The organism is Mycolicibacterium neworleansense, assembly GCF_001245615.1.
Lineage (GTDB): Bacteria > Actinomycetota > Actinomycetes > Mycobacteriales > Mycobacteriaceae > Mycobacterium > Mycobacterium neworleansense.
The window spans coordinates 2,926,028-2,941,758 of sequence record NZ_CWKH01000001.1; the positions used below are offsets into that span (position 1 = coordinate 2,926,028).

The 15,731-nt window shown below is 67.7% G+C and carries 13 protein-coding genes; 6 read left to right on the plus strand and 7 right to left on the minus strand.

Annotated elements, in window-relative coordinates; genetic code table 11:
- Positions 1 to 14 precede the first annotated feature (14 nt).
- From BN2156_RS14000 to pdxR, 3 genes are all read right to left on the minus strand, one after another.
- Positions 15 to 1,397 (minus strand): glutamate decarboxylase, encoded by a 1,383-nt coding sequence (locus BN2156_RS14000; protein WP_090514746.1) that lies wholly within the window; start codon positions 1,395 to 1,397, stop codon positions 15 to 17.
- Between the two features lie 15 nt (positions 1,398 to 1,412).
- Entirely contained in the window at positions 1,413 to 2,825 is a 1,413-nt protein-coding gene (locus tag BN2156_RS14005) for an NAD(P)H-hydrate dehydratase (RefSeq protein ID WP_090514749.1), read from the minus strand.
- Between the two features lie 124 nt (positions 2,826 to 2,949).
- Complete coding sequence (gene pdxR / locus BN2156_RS14010; RefSeq protein WP_090514751.1) at positions 2,950 to 4,359, minus strand: MocR-like pyridoxine biosynthesis transcription factor PdxR; 1,410 nt, start codon at positions 4,357 to 4,359, stop codon at positions 2,950 to 2,952.
- A gap of 57 nt (positions 4,360 to 4,416) precedes the next feature.
- Here pdxR and BN2156_RS14015 point away from each other — a divergent pair, with 57 nt between their 5' ends.
- On the plus strand, positions 4,417 to 5,400 hold the full coding sequence (locus BN2156_RS14015) for a DMT family transporter (protein WP_090514753.1): 984 nt from the start codon (positions 4,417 to 4,419) through the stop codon (positions 5,398 to 5,400).
- On the opposite strand, the gene BN2156_RS14020 is transcribed toward BN2156_RS14015, so the two are convergent.
- Complete coding sequence (locus BN2156_RS14020) at positions 5,286 to 5,936, minus strand: TetR/AcrR family transcriptional regulator C-terminal domain-containing protein (RefSeq protein ID WP_235625302.1); 651 nt, start codon at positions 5,934 to 5,936, stop codon at positions 5,286 to 5,288. The genes BN2156_RS14015 and BN2156_RS14020 overlap by 115 nt on opposite strands.
- Before the next feature lie 67 nt (positions 5,937 to 6,003).
- Here BN2156_RS14020 and BN2156_RS14025 point away from each other — a divergent pair, with 67 nt between their 5' ends.
- Together BN2156_RS14025 and BN2156_RS14030 are read left to right on the plus strand one after the other, a co-directional pair.
- Positions 6,004 to 6,963, plus strand: a complete 960-nt coding sequence (locus BN2156_RS14025) for a PDR/VanB family oxidoreductase (RefSeq protein WP_235625303.1) — start codon at positions 6,004 to 6,006, stop codon at positions 6,961 to 6,963.
- Positions 6,964 to 6,974: 11 nt separating this feature from the next.
- Positions 6,975 to 7,643 (plus strand): MSMEG_1061 family FMN-dependent PPOX-type flavoprotein, encoded by a 669-nt coding sequence (locus BN2156_RS14030; RefSeq protein ID WP_235625304.1) that lies wholly within the window; start codon positions 6,975 to 6,977, stop codon positions 7,641 to 7,643.
- Positions 7,644 to 7,667: 24 nt separating this feature from the next.
- Here the strand turns inward: BN2156_RS14030 and BN2156_RS14035 are convergent, their stop codons facing one another.
- Positions 7,668 to 8,747, minus strand: coding sequence for a zinc-dependent dehydrogenase (locus BN2156_RS14035; RefSeq protein ID WP_090514760.1), 1,080 nt, complete (start codon positions 8,745 to 8,747; stop codon positions 7,668 to 7,670).
- A gap of 194 nt (positions 8,748 to 8,941) precedes the next feature.
- On the opposite strand from BN2156_RS14035, the gene BN2156_RS14040 reads away from it, so the two are divergent.
- Positions 8,942 to 10,909: a PTS mannitol transporter subunit IICBA gene (locus BN2156_RS14040; RefSeq protein ID WP_090514761.1), complete on the plus strand. Its 1,968-nt coding sequence runs from the start codon at positions 8,942 to 8,944 to the stop codon at positions 10,907 to 10,909.
- A 36-nt stretch (positions 10,910 to 10,945) separates the two neighbouring features.
- Positions 10,946 to 11,704, plus strand: a complete 759-nt coding sequence (locus tag BN2156_RS14045) for a DeoR/GlpR family DNA-binding transcription regulator (RefSeq protein ID WP_090514763.1) — start codon at positions 10,946 to 10,948, stop codon at positions 11,702 to 11,704.
- Between the two features lie 14 nt (positions 11,705 to 11,718).
- Here BN2156_RS14045 and BN2156_RS14050 read toward each other — a convergent pair whose 3' ends face one another.
- Together BN2156_RS14050 and glmS are read right to left on the minus strand one after the other, a co-directional pair.
- Positions 11,719 to 12,639, minus strand: coding sequence for an alpha/beta fold hydrolase (locus tag BN2156_RS14050; protein WP_090514766.1), 921 nt, complete (start codon positions 12,637 to 12,639; stop codon positions 11,719 to 11,721).
- 92 nt (positions 12,640 to 12,731) lie between these two features.
- The gene (gene glmS / locus BN2156_RS14055; RefSeq protein ID WP_090514769.1) at positions 12,732 to 14,609 is read right to left on the minus strand and encodes a glutamine--fructose-6-phosphate transaminase (isomerizing); all 1,878 of its coding nucleotides are present in this window, start codon (positions 14,607 to 14,609) and stop codon (positions 12,732 to 12,734) included.
- A 116-nt stretch (positions 14,610 to 14,725) separates the two neighbouring features.
- Between glmS and BN2156_RS14060 the strand changes: the two genes are divergently transcribed.
- On the plus strand, positions 14,726 to 15,577 hold the full coding sequence (locus BN2156_RS14060) for a dienelactone hydrolase family protein (RefSeq protein ID WP_090515912.1): 852 nt from the start codon (positions 14,726 to 14,728) through the stop codon (positions 15,575 to 15,577).
- Positions 15,578 to 15,731 lie beyond the last annotated feature (154 nt).

Below are 15,731 nucleotides of genomic sequence, written 5' to 3' on the forward strand. Positions count from 1 at the left end.
CCGGCCAGGCCCATCTAGTGCGCGAACGGTTGCAAGTCGTCGAACGCTCCGCGCGGCTTGAGCGCGTCCAGCCGCCCGAGCACCGTGATCGTGTCCTCCTTGAGCGCGCGGGCCAGATCGGCCGAGAATCCCTCGCGCACCACGACCCGCAGCACCACGACGTCAGTGGCCCCCTCGGGCATCGTGTACGCGGGCACCTGCCAGCCGAACGACCGCAGTCCCTCGGACACGTCGAATTCGGTGTATCCGGGATTGCCCTTGAGGCGGAAGCTGACCACCGGGATAGCCGACCCGTCGGTGATCAGCTCGAAGTGCTCACTGTCACGCAGTTCGTCGCCCAGCCAGCGCGCCGTCTGCGACAGACACTGCATCACCTGGGTATATCCGGCCCGGCCCAACCGCAGGAAGTTGTAGTACTGGCCGACCACCTGGTTACCGGGCCGCGAGAAGTTGAGGGTGAACGTGGGCATGTCGCCGCCGAGGTAGTTGACCCGAAATACCAGGTCCTCGGGCAGGTACTCCTTGCTGCGCCACACCACGAAGCCGATACCCGGGTAGGTCAGCCCGTACTTGTGACCGCTGACGTTGATCGACACCACGCGCGGCAGGCGGAAATCCCATTCCAGGTCGGGGTGCAGGAACGGGACGACGAAGCCGCCGCTGGCGGCGTCGACGTGCACGGGGATGTCCAGGCCCTTGTCCAGTACGAGCTGGTCCAGCGCCGCGCAGATCTCCGCGATCGGCTCCAGCTCGCCGGTGTAGGTGGTGCCGAGGATCGCGACGACGCCGATGGTGTCCTCGTCGACCGCGTCGAGAACCTGCTCGGGGGTGATGACGTAGCGCCCCTCCTCCATCGGCAGGTAACGCGGCTCGACATCGAAGTACCGGCAGAACTTCTCCCACACCACCTGGACGTTGGACCCCATCACCAGGTTGGGGGTGCGTCCCTTCCAGTCCTTGCCCACCTTCTCGCGCCAACGCCATTTCATGGCCAGCCCGCCCAGCATCACGGCCTCGCTGGATCCGATCGTGGAGACTCCGCACGCGGCCGACGCATCCTCGTCGCTCAGCCCTTCGGCGTGGAACAGGTCGGCGACCATACTCACGCAGCGCGCTTCGATCGCGGCGGTGGCCGGGTACTCGTCCTTGTCGATCATGTTCTTGTCGAACGTCTCGGCCATGAGCTTCTCGGCCTCGGGGTCCATCCACGTGGTGACGAACGTCGCCAGGTTCAACCGGGAGCTGCCGTCGAGCATCAGCTCGTCGTGGATGAAGCGGTACGCCGCAGCGGGTTCCATCGACTTGTCGGGCAGGCGCAGTGACGGGACCGGTGACATCGCCAGCCTGCCGGTGTACGCCGGCGAGATGTGCGGGGTGTGACGGTGCTTGTGCGACATGCGGATCCTTTTCTTCTACAGCGCGGCGATCGCGGCGCGGACATGGGCGAGGATGCGGGACGCCGAGGTGGGCGCCGGACTGGGACCGGGATCGGCCGCCGACAGGTTGGCGGCACGGGCATGGACGAAAGCTGCCGCGGCGGCGGCCTCACCTGGGGGCAGTCCGGCGGCCAGCAGGGCCCCGATGATGCCGGACAGCACATCGCCGGATCCGGCTGTGGCACCCCATGATTGGCCCGCGGGGTTGAGATAGGTGGTGTGCCCGGGCTCGGCGATGACGGTGACGTTGCCTTTGAGCAGCACGGTGACGCCGAGGCGGTCGGCGAGGCCGCGGGTGGCCGCGACGCGGTCGGCGCCGGGCGGATCTCCGGCCAGTCGCTCGAATTCGCCGGCATGCGGGGTGAGCACGGTTGGCGCGCTGCGGCCGGTGAGCAGGCCGAGATCGGCGGCCAGCAGTGTGAGGCCGTCGGCGTCGACGATCACCGGAAGATCGGATTCGAGTGCGAACCGCAGCGCGGACTTCGCAGTGTCGTCGGTGCCCATCCCGGGGCCGACCACCCAGGCCTGGACCCGGCCCGCTTCCTGCGGGCTGGGCGCGGCGATCACCTCGGGCCAGTGTGAAAGCACCTGCGGTCCAGCGCTTCCCGCATAGCGGACCATGCCGGAGGTCGCTGCCACGGCGGCGCCGGTGCTCAACACGGCCGCACCGGGATAAGTTGCCGAGCCGGACACCACACCCGTCACCCCTTGGGTGTACTTGTCATCGTGCGGTCCCGGGATCGGCCAGCGGGCACGGACATCGGCCACCTCGAACCCGGCCAGGTCGGCGGGCGCCAACTCCAGACCGATGTCGACGAGCTCGACGCGGCCGCATTCACCCAGGGCATGAACAGGTTTGAGGCCGCCGAACGTGACGGTCAGGGCGGCGCGCACATGCGGGCCGTCGGCGGCTCCGGTCTGCACGTCGAGGCCGCTGGGGATGTCGACGGCGATCACGGGTGCGGTGTTGGCCCCGAATACCGCCGCGGCGTCGGGACGCAGCGGGCCGCGTCCGGAGATGCCGACCACTCCGTCGATCACCAGATCGGTTGCCGCGGAGATGCCGGACACCACGCGGCCGCCGGCCCGGCGGAACGCGGCCAGGGCTTTGGCGTGAGTCTTCTCGGGGTTGAGCAGCACCGCATCGGCGGCGGCTCCGCGGCGGCGCAGGTACGTCGCCGCCCACAGCGCGTCACCGCCGTTGTCGCCCGAACCCACCACCGCGCAGATCCGCCGGCCGGCGACACCACCGGTGCGCAGCTTCAGTTCGGTGGCGATCGCCGTCGCGAGCCCGTACGCTGCGCGGCCCATCAGCACGCCGTCGGGCAGCGATGCCAGCAGGGGCGCCTCGGCCGCACGGATCGCATCGGCCGAGTAGTAGTACCGCATCAGCTCCCGCTCCGCTCGAATGTCTTCGACTTTGCCGCGCGCCAACAGGTTACGTGTGTTTGCTCGACGTGGTCACCGAAAGTGACGTCATGGCTGCTACCGAGTCGCCGGAACGACCGCTGCGTCACTTTCGCGCGATCCGCACGATCCTGGCTGCGGCCTCGCGTAACCGGTCCGGCGGATGCGATGCATACCCGAGCACCAGACCGGGCGCTCCGGGCAGTCGGCGGTGCCACGACACCGGATGTACGAGGACGCCTGCGTCACGCAGTTCGTCGGCGAGTGCGACGTCGTCGACGGTCTCGGGCAGCGTGACGAGCAGGTGCAGACCGGCGGCCACACCGCTCACCTTCGCGGCAGGCATTGCCACCGACAACACGTCCAGCAATGCGTCGCGCCGGGCCCGGTGCCGCGCCCGGACCAGCCGGACATGCCGGTCGTACTCTCCGGATTCCAGTAGCCGGGCGAGCACCAGCTGCGGCACGGTCGGGCTGCCGAGGTCAGTGGCATGCTTGGCCGCGACCAGGTCCGGATGGCGCTGCGCGGGCGCGACCAGCCAGCCCAGCCGCAGTGCGGGCGCCAGGCTCTTCGAGGTGCTGCCGGCATAGGCGATGCGATCGGGCGCCGACGGGTGCATGGCCGGGACGGGCGCCCGGTCGTAGCGGTATTCGGCGTCGTAGTCGTCTTCGATGATCAGCTCGCCGTCCCACTCGAGCAGCTCGCGGCGGCGCTGTGGGCCGAGCACCACGCCGGTCGGGAACTGGTGCGCCGGGGTGAGGAACACGGTGGGCGCACCGCCGGCGGCAAGGGCGTCCACCCGGATGCCGTCCTCGTCGACGGGGACGGGGACCGGGCGCAGGCCCCAGTACTCGAGTTCGTCGACCGCTCCGCGTGAGCCGGGATCCTCGACGGCGATCGTGTCGAGGCCCTCGCCGCGCAACTGCTGGGCGAGTAACGCAACGGCCTGGGCGACACCGGCCACCACCAGGATGTCGTCGGGGTCGATCCGCAGCCCGCGGGTTCGGCCCAGCCACGGCGCGAGCGCCGCCCGCAACCTCGGGTGGCCGCGGGGGTCGCCGTAGCCGAGGTCTTCCGGCGCCGTCTCGGCCAGCACCGCACGCTCCGCCCGCAACCAGGTACTGCGCGGGAACGCCGACAGATCGGGCACCCCCGGCGAGAGGTCGATTCCCTCCCCGACCGGCAGTCGAGGACGCGGCAGACGTGACACCGATGGCGGCGGAGCAGGGGCTACGCCTGAAGGCCGGACCGGCTGCGTGAGTACGTGGGTGCCACCACCGGCATGCCCGCTGACCAGACCTTCGTCGGCGAGGCGCCGATAGGCCTCGACGACCACGCCGCGTGACACCGCGAGTTCTGCGGCCAGCACCCGGGTCGATGGAAAGCGGGTGCCCGAGGCGAGCCTGCCGTCGGCGATCGCGGTGCGTAGCGCATCGGCGAGCCAGTCGGTGAGTCCGCGTGCCGGCGCGGTCGTCGGGTCGAGCTGTAGAAAATCCGCGCCCGCGACTTGGTCCATGACAGATGTCCAAACTTGGTTCTACTTGTTGGACCATATTGGCCGCAGCATGGGAGCATGTCCAGCCCCGCCCACGCCGGTTTGTCCGGCGCACTCGGCATGACGTTCGTCGGCGGCAGCGTGGCCGTCTCGGGCGCGCTCGCTGATGCACCGCTGCACACCGCGCAGGCGTTGCGCTACGCGATTGCGTGCGCACTGTTGCTCGCCTGGGTCCGATTCACCGGCCAATCGCTGCGCCTTCCCCGAGGTACCGAATGGCTGTGGCTGCTGAGTGTCACCGGCAGCGGCCTGGTGCTGTTCAACATCGCCCTCGTATACGGATCGCAGCATGCCGAACCCGCGGTACTGGCGGTCGCGGTGGCTTGTGTGCCTTTGGCTCTGGCCACAATGGGGCCACTGCTGGAAGGCCACCGGCCGCGGAGCCGGGTATTGGCCGCGGCGGTCGTGGTCAGCATCGGCGCCGTGGTCGTCGAAGGAATGGGACGGGCGGACGCGATCGGATTGTTCTGGGCCGCGGTGGTATTCGCCTGCGAGGCAGGCTTTACGCTACTGGCGGTGCCGGTGCTCGGTTCGCACGGTCCCGCGGGGGTATCGGTGCACACCACCTGGATGGCCGCCGCGATGTTCGGCGTGCTCGCGCTGACCACCGAAGGATGGAGAGCGGCAAGCAGTTTCGACACGGGCGAGATCCTGGCCATCGGCTATCTGGCTATCGGCGTGACGGCGGTCGCGTTCGCCCTCTGGTACACCTGCGTGCGCACGCTGGGCGCTGGACGGGCCGGGCTGCTGACCGGGGTGGCGCCGGTCGCCGCCGCGGCGATCGGTGTGCCCGTCACGGGAACCTGGCCCGCAGCAGCCGTGTGGGCCGGCATCGGCCTGATCGCGTGCGGGCTGGCACTGGGCCTGAGCGACCCCGGTGGCACCGGTCAGGCGCGGCCTTCGCCGGAACACATGCCCGACATGAGCAGGTTCAACCCGAACTCGAACCGCGCGTCGAAGTCGAGCAACTGCTCGACGGGGCTGGACGCGAGGTGCGGATAGTCCCCGGCGCGCACCACACCTTCGAGCGTCTCGGTCTCTCCCCCAGCCGCGCCCTGCTGCTCCAGGACTTCACCGAGGACGTAACAGAAAAGGGAGCTGGCAGCCCACAAGGCGTGTTCGCGGGCCAGACCGCCGGCCTGGATGCTGCCGACGAGCGTGTCGACGAAGGTCAGATTCGCCCGCTTGGCGGCGTAGTTGCCGCCGACGATACGGGCTCCGTCGCGCTGCGCCAGGAGCGCTGAACGCAGGGCCGCGGCAAGGCTTTTGGCACGATGCACCCACTCCGCGTCGGCAGTGCCGGCGTTTTCAAGCGCCTTCGCCAAAATCGTCTCGGCCATCTCGTCGATAAGCGCGTCCTTGCCGTCGACCAGTCGGTAGATCGTCGGGAGGTGGGCCCGCAGCCGGTCGGCCAGCCGGCGCATCGTCAGTGATTCCAGACCGCCCTCGTTGACCAGCGCCAGGGCTTCTCCGACCACGCGGTCCACCGACAGGTTGGCCAGCGCCACGCGATCGCGGCCAGTCGAGGCAGTTGACACGTTAACGATGTTAACACTACGCTCTGACCTGCAATTAACATTGTTAATCAACGAAGGAAGGTGCGGCGTGGGAAGCGAACTGCCAGCCGACGGGATCGCCGTCGCCGTCCGCCAGCTCCGATGGGAGGCCGATGGCGTGGTGTCCGTGCAACTGCAGCCGCGGTCCGGCGGGCCACTTCCGCCCTGGGACCCCGGCGCACACATCGACCTGGTCCTGCCGACCGGTATCCGACGCCAGTACTCGTTGTGCGGGCCGATCGGTGAACGGTCGTACTACCGCATCGGGGTGCGGCGCGAACGCGCCAGCCGCGGCGGTTCCGAGTATGTGCACGCGTTTCTGCGTCCAGGGCAACAACTTACGGTTGCCGGACTGCGGAACACCTTTGAGCTGCGTCGGGCCACTTCCTATGTGTTCGTGGCCGGCGGCATCGGAATCACCCCCATCCTTCCGATGATCCGTCAGGCCGAAACCTGGGGCGTGGACTGGGAACTGCTCTACGCCGGGCACACCGCAAGCTCGATGCCGTTCTCGGACGAACTCCGCGGGTACGGACCGCGGGTGCGCTTCTATGCCTCTGACGCCGACGGCCGCATCCCCCTCAGTGAGCATTTCGCCCAAGTGCAGCCCGGGGTGAAGGTCTATGCGTGCGGGCCCTCGGCGCTGCTGTCGGCAGTGCAGGACGCCACCGCACATTGGCCGGCCGACAGCCTGCATCTCGAGCGCTTCAAACCGCGCAAACTGGTAGCCTCCGCCGCCGACAAGCCGGTCGAGGTGGTGTGCGCGGCATCGGGCAAGACGGTCAACGTCGAAGCGGGCCAGAGCATTCTCGCCGCGCTCGACCGCGCCGGGGTCAGCGTGCCGTCGTCGTGCCGATCGGGGATCTGCGGTGCGTGCGAGACGGCCGTAGTCGACGGTGTACCCGACCATCGCGACGACATCCTCTCCGAGTCCGAGCGGGCCGCCAACGACCGCATGTACATCTGCGTCTCCCGGGCCCGAACTCCGCGGCTCGTCCTCGACGTCTAGGGAATTCAATGATGAAAACGACAGGCACAGCGGCAGACTCGTACTCCCCCGTCTCGATGGAGCGGATCAGGGAGATTGTCGGGCACCCCGAACGGTTCATCGCGGAGAAGAAGGAACCGAAACTCGGTGAGTTCTCGGCGCGGTTCATCGCGCACAGCCCGTTCTTCTGCATGGCCACGGTGGGCGCCGATGGCCAGTTGGACACCAGCCCGCGAGGCGACCCACCGGGATCGGTCCGGATCCTCGATCCGTCGACGCTCGCCATCCCCGACCGGCCGGGCAACAAGCTCGCCGACTCTCACGAGAACATCACCAAGCACCCCGCGGTCGGGTTGGTCTTCTTCGTGCCCGGCCTCCGCGAGGTCATCCGGGTCAACGGCGACGCGTTCGTCACCGACGACCCCGAATTGCTCGAGATGCTCAGCGCCGACGGCAAGCCCGCGGTATTGGCCACCATCGTGCGCATCCGCGAAGTGTTCGGGCAGTGCGGCAAGGCGGTGATCCGGGCCAAGCTCTGGGAGGGCGACAGCCGAGGGCTGGCCGACGCCGTGACGTTGGGCGGGGACTTCTACACCCTCTCGATCACCGAGAGCGCGGCGAAGATGGCCGAGAAACTCGGCGACCTGGCCGGCTCACTTCATGCGGTGATCGACGATCACTACAAGAACGAGCTGTACTGACCGTCAACGGCGGCGACCGAACCGTCAGACCGCTGCTGCGGCAGCGGCAGGTTCGACCGTCACCTTGATGGCCTCACCGTTCTGCACGATCGAGAATGCGTCGAGCACGTCGCCGAGCGGGATGTGGCGCGTGATGAGATCCTTCACCGGCACCTGACCGGTCGAAATGTACTGCAGCGCACGCTTGTTGTGCTCCGGAGCGGAACCGTTGGCGCCGTGGATGTGCAGCTGGCGGTAGTGCACCACATTCGAATCACACGTGATGGTCGGATTGGTCTTGGGCAGCCCCCCGAAGAACGAGATGCGCCCGTTTCGGGCCGCCATCGCAATGGCCTGTTCCTGCGTGACGTTGGCAGCGGTGGCGGTGATGACGACGTCGGCGCCGCGGCCGCCGGTCAGTTCCATCACCTTCTCGACGACATCGACCTCCGAGGCGTTGATCACCTCGTCGGGATGCACGGCGTCGGCGGACATCTTCAGCCGGCTTTCGTTCACGTCGACGAGATAGACCGGGCCACAGTTGTGTACACCGCGGGCGATGCGGATGTGCATACAGCCGATGGGGCCGGCACCGAACACCACGACGGTGTCCCCCTCTTCGATACCGAGCAGATCTTGTGCGTTGATCGCGCATGCGAACGGTTCGGCCGCCGACGCCTCGTCATAGCTGACGTTGTCCGGAATCCGGTTCAGGCCATCGACTTTGAGCACCTGGCGCGGAACGATCATGTACTCGGCGAACCCGCCGTCGTACTGGTAGCCCATCGATGTCTGGTTCTGGCACACGGCCATCCAACCCTTGCGGCATTCGTGGCATTCACCGCACGGGACTGCCGCGATCACCTGAACCCGGTCGCCCTCGGCCCAATCGGTGCCGTTCGCGGTGTTTACCTGGGCACCCACCTCCACGATGTCACCGGCGATCTCATGGCCGATGGTGCGCGGTGGGGTCAGGTTCTGGTGCCCGTTGTGCAGGATCTTGACGTCGGTGCCGCAGGTGGAGCAGTTGCGCACTCGGATCTTCACCTCGTCGGGGCCGCACTGCGGCTCCGGTACATCCTCCAGTCGAACATCCTCGGGGGCGTAGTAGCGCAGGGCTTTCATGGCGGTCCTCTCGACTCACAGGGACTGGCGCTAACCGGGTCGGTATGAGCACCCTAACGCCAATCCGGTCATAAAACCACAATTTCTTCTGCCCATTTACGCCCGCTTGCTTGCAGTGATGCCCACTTATGCGGTGTACTGGGTATGTATGTGACCGGCGTCACCCAGCAGCCGGCAAGATCGGAGGTCGTCAGATGTCCACTGTCGAAGCGCCACGCACCGGAGTTCGGGTGCACGTGCAGAAGCTGGGCACTTCGCTGTCGAACATGGTGATGCCGAACATCGGCGCCTTCATCGCCTGGGGCCTGATCACCGCCCTGTTCATCGAGCAGGGCTGGTTGCAGGCCATCTTCGCCGGGCTCAGAGACCCCGACGGGTGGGTGGCCAGAATCGGCGGCTGGGGCAGCTACGACGGCGCGGGCATCGTCGGCCCGATGATCACCTACCTGCTGCCCGTCCTGATCGGGTACACCGGCGGCCGGATGATCCACGGCAACCGCGGTGCCGTCGTCGGCGCGATCGCCACGATGGGGGTGGTCGCCGGCGCCGACGTCCCGATGTTCATGGGCGCCATGATCATGGGGCCGCTGGGCGGATGGGCGATGAAGAAGGCCGACGCGCTCTGGGAGGGCAAGATCCGGCCCGGTTTCGAGATGCTGGTCGACAACTTCTCCGCGGGCATCCTGGGCATGCTGCTGGCCATCTTCGGCTTCTTCGGTATCGGACCGATCGTGTCGTCGTTCACCCGCGCCGCCGGCAACGCTGTGGACTTTTTGGTCAACAACGATCTGCTGCCGCTGACCTCATTGCTCATCGAACCGGCGAAGGTGCTGTTCCTCAACAACGCCATCAACCACGGCGTGCTGACCCCGCTGGGTACCACCCAGGCCCTGGAGACCGGCAAGTCGATCCTGTTCCTCCTTGAGACCAATCCCGGCCCCGGCCTCGGAGTCTTGTTGGCGTTCATGGTCTTCGGCCGCGGCGCCGCCCGCGCCTCGGCACCGGGCGCCGCGATCATCCAGTTCTTCGGCGGCATCCACGAGATCTACTTCCCGTACGTGCTGATGAAGCCCAAGCTGATCGCCGCCACCATCCTCGGAGGCATGACCGGCGTCTTCATCAACGTGCTGTTCGGGTCCGGACTGCGCGCCCCCGCCGCGCCCGGTTCGATCATCGCGATCTACGCGCAGACCGCCGGCGGCAGCTTCCTCGGTGTGACGTTGTCCGTGCTCGGGGCCACCACCGTCTCGTTCGCCGTCGCCTCACTGCTGCTCAAAACCGACCGTGCCGACGACGAGCCCGACCTGGCCGCGGCCACCGCCGAGATGGAGGCACTCAAGGGCAAGAAGTCGAGCGTGGCTTCCACCCTGGTCGCTGCGCACAGGAGCCCGGTGACCAGCATCGTGTTCGCCTGTGATGCCGGCATGGGGTCCTCCGCGATGGGTGCGTCGGTGCTGCGCAAGAAGATCCGTTCCGCAGGATTCGCCGACATCGCGGTGACCAACCAGTCGATCGCGAATCTCACCGACACCTACGACCTGGTGGTGACCCACCGCGATCTGACCGACCGGGCCCGCCTGAAAACCGCTTCGGCCGCGCATGTCTCGGTCGAGGATTTCATGAGTTCACCGCGCTACGACGAGATCGTCGAGATGCTGCGGACCACGAACTCCTCTGGAGATGAGCACTCGCGCCAAGACCAGAAAGACGAGAAGCAGCCCGAGAGCGCTGCGGACGACGTTCTGCCGCTGGAATCGATCGTGCTGGCCGGCAGCGCCACGTCGGCGGATGCCGCCATCGACGAGGCCGGCGCCCTGCTGGTCGCAGCCCACGCCGTCGACCCGGCCTACGTGGAAGCCATGCACGAGCGTGAGAAGTCGGTGTCGACCTACATGGGCAACGGTCTGGCCATCCCGCACGGCACCAACGAGGCCAAGACCGCGATCCGCCGTACCGGGATCTCCTTCGTGCGCTACCCCGAACCCATCGACTGGAACGGCAAACCCGCCGAGTTCGTCGTCGGCATCGCCGGACTGGGCAACGACCACATGGCACTGCTGACCAAGATCGCGCACGTCTTCCTCGACAAGGACGAGGTGGCCCGGCTGCGGGCGGCGACCAGCGCCGACGACGTGCGCGCAGTGCTCACCGACAGCAAATAACCGACGCCGCACCCGGACTCCCCCAGAATGGCAAGCGTGGATTCAGATACCCGCCAGAGTCGCATCGTCGAGTTCGCGCGCAGCCGGGGCCGCGTCGACGTGCTGACGCTGGCCGACGAACTCGACGTCGCGGCCGAGACCATCCGGCGCGATCTCAAGGCACTGGCCGGTAGACGACTGCTCAAACGCGTGCACGGCGGCGCGATCCCATTGGAGACCGCGGCGTTCGAATCCACCGTCGAATACCGCAGCCAGGTGGACCTGGCCCAGAAGCACCGCATCGCCGCCGTGGCGGCACACCTGTTGCACGGAGCCGAAACCGTCTACCTGGACGAGGGTTTCACGCCACGGCTGATCGCCGAGCAGCTCGCCGATCAGGAGCTGACCGTGGTGACATCGTCGCTGCTGGCCGCCGAAGCACTGGCACACAGCGAGACCGTCACCGTCCTGATGATCGGTGGACGAATGCGCGGGCGCACTCTGGCCACCGTCGACCACTGGGCGGTGGAACGACTGAGCAGCCTGGTGATCGACATCGCCTTCCTCGGCACCAACGGAATCACTGCCGAGCATGGCCTCACCACACCGGATCCCGCGGTGGCAGCGGTGAAGCAGACAGCGGTGACCGTCGCGCAACGGTGCGTACTGGTGGCGGCGCATTCAAAGTTCGGGGAGACCAGTTTCTGCCGGTTCGCGCAGGTCTCCGATTTCGAGTCGATCGTCACCGGCACCGAATTGCCCGCCGACCAAGCCCAGCGTTATGAAGCGCTGGGGCCGTCGGTGATCCGCGCCTGAGGTCCCCCACGCCGTCAGACCTCGTCCCAGAACCGCCCCGCGCGCCGAGCGATCTCTTCCGGGTATTCGCCGTTGATGGCGTGGGACGCGTCGGCCCAGAGCTCGACTTGTCCGCGCGGCAACAATTCTCGCGCGCGTTCGACGGCACGCGGCGGGTTGAGCATGACGCTGCGACCCGCGATCAACGCCAGCACCGGCACATCGAGATTTCGCAGTTGCTCATCGGTGAACAGTTTCGGCGCCGGTGTGCGCAGCGTGAAATCCGTTGAACCCGCCGAGATCAGCGCGGCCTCCGTCTCGGCGTCACTGATATCGGCGCCGCCGGCGATCCAGCTCTGCACCCTGCGGCGCCAACGCTCCGGTATGCCGGGAGCGAACAGGGCCACCGAGGCCAGGATCGCCTTGGCCGGGGCACCGGTGAAAGTGAACACCGGATCGAGCAGGGTGAGCGACGCGATCCGGCCGGGCCGGTGCGCCGCGCAGTTCGCCGCCGTCCACCCGCCCATCGACACTCCCAGCAGGTGCGCCTTCTCCAGGTCCAGGCCGGCCAGCGCCTCGTCCAGCCATTGCGCCTGATCCGGTGCACCGCGAATCACCTTGTCCTGCACCGACAGACCGGCCTCACCGAGCAGGTCGACGCCGTAGACGGTGGACCGTTGCAGCAGCGGCCCGAGGTTGGTCTGGTACATCGGCGTCGACGCGTTGCGCCCGGGCAACAGCACCACCGGCGGACCGGCGTCGGGCCCGGCGAACCGGTAGGCCCGCACGGTGCCGAATGAGGTGGGCACGTCGAACAGTTCAAACGGCGGCAATGTCGCCATCCCGGCCCGGTAGGCACCCAGGAAATGCTCGAACGCCGCATCGGAAAGAAAGGCGCCCAGCCCACTGCGGTCCCACCGCCCGGCGATGTTGACCTTGGGAACCCGCAGATCCATCACGTCAGCCCCGCCAACGGCCTCCAATGTTGGCTTGTGTGCCAAATTCTCGCCAAAACTCGCACACAAGCCGACATTCGAGGGCAGCCGGGTTATTCGACGGTGACGGACTTGGCCAGGTTGCGCGGCTTGTCGACGTCGTACCCTCGCGACCGGGCCACCCCGGCAGCGAACACCTGCAGCGGAATCGTCGACAGCAACGGCTGGAAAAGCGTTGACACCGCCGGGATCTCGATCAGGTGATCGGCGTAGGGCCGGACCGTGTCATCGCCCTCCTCGGCGATCACGATGGTCACGGCACCGCGGGCCTGGATCTCCCGGATGTTCGAGAGCAGCTTGGCGTGCAGCATCTGCGCGTTCTTGGGCGACGGCATCACGACGATCACCGGCAGGTCCTCGTCGATCAGGGCGATCGGACCGTGCTTGAGCTCACCGGCGGCGAAGCCCTCGGCGTGCATGTAGGCCAGCTCCTTGAGCTTGAGCGCGCCTTCCAACGCCACCGGGTAACCGACGTGCCGACCCAGGAACAACACCGTGGGCGACTTCGCGAAACGCTGTGCCAACTGCCCCACCGGCTCGATGCCGGCCAGCACCCGGCCGATCATGTCCGGCATGGCCTCCAGATCGTGGTACTCGCGCTCGACCTCGTCGGGGTACTTGGTCCCGCGGGCCTGCGCCAGCGCCAGCCCCACCAGGTAGTTCGCGGCGATCTGCGCCAGGAACGTCTTGGTGGCGGCCACGCCGATCTCCGGTCCGGCCCGGGTGTAGAGCACCGCGTCGGCCTCGCGCGGGATCTGGCTGCCGTTGGTGTTGCAGATCGCCAGCACCTTGGCCTTCTGCGTCTTGGCATGCCGCACCGCCTCCAGGGTGTCGGCGGTCTCGCCGGACTGCGAGATGGCGATCACCAGGGTGCTGCGGTCCAGCACCGGGTCGCGGTACCGGAACTCGCTGGCGAGCTCGACCTCGACGGGCAGCCGGGTCCAGTGCTCGATGGCGTACTTGGCCAGCAGACCCGAGTGATAGGCGGTGCCGCAGGCGACGATGAAGACCTTGTCGATCTCTCGAAGCTCTTGATCGCTCAACCGCTGCTCGTCGAGCACGATGCGGCCGTCGACGAAATGCCCCAGCAGGGTGTCGGCGACCGCGGCGGGCTGCTCGGCGATCTCCTTGAGCATGAAGTAGTCGTAGCCACCCTTTTCGGCGGCATCGAGGTCCCAGTCGATGTGGAATTCCCGGTAGTCCCGGCCGGCCTCCAGATCGTCCCGGCCGAAGAAGTCGGTGATCCGGTAGCCGTCGGCGGTCAGCACCACGGCCTGGTCCTGGCCGAGCTCCACGGCGTGGCGGGTGTACTCGATGAACGCCGCGACATCGGAGCCGACGAACATCTCGCTTTCGCCGATGCCGACGACCAGCGGGGTGGACCGGCGAGCGGCCACGATCGTGCCCGGATCGTCGGCGTTGGCGAACACCAGCGTGAAGTGGCCTTCCAGGCGCTGCAGCACGGCCAGCACCGAGGCCGGGAAATCGCCCGCGGTGTCGCCGTTGGCGTACTGGCGGGCCACCAGGTGCACCGCCACCTCGGAGTCGGTGTCGCTGGAGAACTCCACCCCGTCGGCTTCCAGTTCGGCGCGCAGGACGGCGAAGTTCTCGATGATCCCGTTGTGCACGACGGCGATCTTGGCCGCGGCGTCACGGTGTGGATGGGCGTTGCGGTCGGTGGGACGGCCGTGAGTGGCCCAGCGGGTGTGGCCGAGGCCGGTGGTGCCGGTCAGGATGCCGTCGTCGGTCTCGGCGAGAGCGGTCTCCAGGTTGGCCAGCCGGCCGGCGCGGCGACGTACCGTCAACCCGCCGTTGCCGTCGATCAGGGCGATTCCCGCGGAGTCGTAGCCCCGGTATTCCATCCGCCGCAACGCGTCGACCACGATGCCGCGGGCCGGGCGCGCCCCGACGTAGCCGACGATTCCACACATAGGGTCCCAGGGTAGTGCAGTCGGCCGCGTGGCCCGATTCTGCGCGACGGCGTTTGACGCATCTCACCGCGAAAGCACGCGGGCGCGGATTCGGCGGGGTGGGTTACGGTCAACGCGTGGCCAGCACAAAGAAGCTCTTCGCAGGGTTGACCCGCCGCGGACCGCACCGAGTCCTGCGCGGTGACCTGGCGTTCGCCGGCATGCCGGGAGTGGTGTACACACCGGAGTCCGGCCTGAACCTGCCCGGTGTGGTGTTCGGCCACGACTGGATGACGAAAGCGGACAACTACACGCGAACGCTGGAGCATCTGGCGTCCTGGGGCATCGTGGCGGCGGCACCCGACACCGAGACGGGGCTGGCTCCGTCGGTGCTCAATTTCGCCTTCGACCTGGGAGCGGCCCTCGAAATCATCACCGGGGTGCGGCTGGGTACCGGCAAGATCAGCGTGCACCCGGGCAAGCGGGGCGTGGTGGGACACGGTTTCGGCGGGTCAGCAGCGGTGTTCGCCGCCGCGGGCATGGGCGGTGACCCACACCGCCCGAAGGCGGTGGTGCCGTTGTTCCCGACGGTGACCAAGCCACGGGCCGAAGAACCCGCGTCGGCGTTGAAGGTGCCGGGCCTGGTCCTCACCGACCCCGGCGACCCGATGACGCTGCGCTCGAACGCTGTGGAGCTGGCCCGGGCCTGGGAGGGCGCGACGCTGCGGACGGTCAGCAAGGCCAAGGCCGGCGGCCTGGTCGAAGGGCGCCGCCTGGCCCGTTTCATCGGGCTGCCCGGCGCCGACCGGGAGACCCAGAAGATCGTTCGGGGCCTGCTCACCGGGTACCTACTGGCCACGTTGACCGGTGACAAGACCTACCGCGACTTCGCCGACCCAGAGGGCGACCTGCCGCACACCGAACCGGCCGACCCCAATGCCGATCCCGTGGCACTCGAGGACAAGGTGGTCGCGCTCCTCAAGCCGTGATCGAATCCGTCGAGCATTCACGTCCCGCCGAACCCAGCCATCGGCATTTCCCACTCTTGTGCCAGTACCGGGAATGAGACGGAAATAGGGAAAGGCCCCGTTTCCCATGGCTGCGTCGGGGAGCAGTAGGAAACGGGGCCGGTACCGGGCGGGG

Bases quoted from the DNA above. Each gene is read 5' to 3' on its own strand.
- BN2156_RS14000 (WP_090514746.1), bottom strand. From the start codon at position 1,397: ATGTCGCACAAGCACCGTCACACCCCGCACATCTCGCCGGCGTACACC.
- BN2156_RS14005 (WP_090514749.1), bottom strand. From the start codon at position 2,825: ATGCGGTACTACTACTCGGCCGATGCGATCCGTGCGGCCGAGGCGCCC.
- pdxR (WP_090514751.1), bottom strand. From the start codon at position 4,359: ATGGACCAAGTCGCGGGCGCGGATTTTCTACAGCTCGACCCGACGACC.
- BN2156_RS14015 (WP_090514753.1), top strand. From the start codon at position 4,417: ATGTCCAGCCCCGCCCACGCCGGTTTGTCCGGCGCACTCGGCATGACG.
- BN2156_RS14030 (WP_235625304.1), top strand. From the start codon at position 6,975: ATGAAAACGACAGGCACAGCGGCAGACTCGTACTCCCCCGTCTCGATG.
- BN2156_RS14035 (WP_090514760.1), bottom strand. From the start codon at position 8,747: ATGAAAGCCCTGCGCTACTACGCCCCCGAGGATGTTCGACTGGAGGAT.
- BN2156_RS14040 (WP_090514761.1), top strand. From the start codon at position 8,942: ATGTCCACTGTCGAAGCGCCACGCACCGGAGTTCGGGTGCACGTGCAG.
- BN2156_RS14050 (WP_090514766.1), bottom strand. From the start codon at position 12,639: ATGGATCTGCGGGTTCCCAAGGTCAACATCGCCGGGCGGTGGGACCGC.
- glmS (WP_090514769.1), bottom strand. From the start codon at position 14,609: ATGTGTGGAATCGTCGGCTACGTCGGGGCGCGCCCGGCCCGCGGCATC.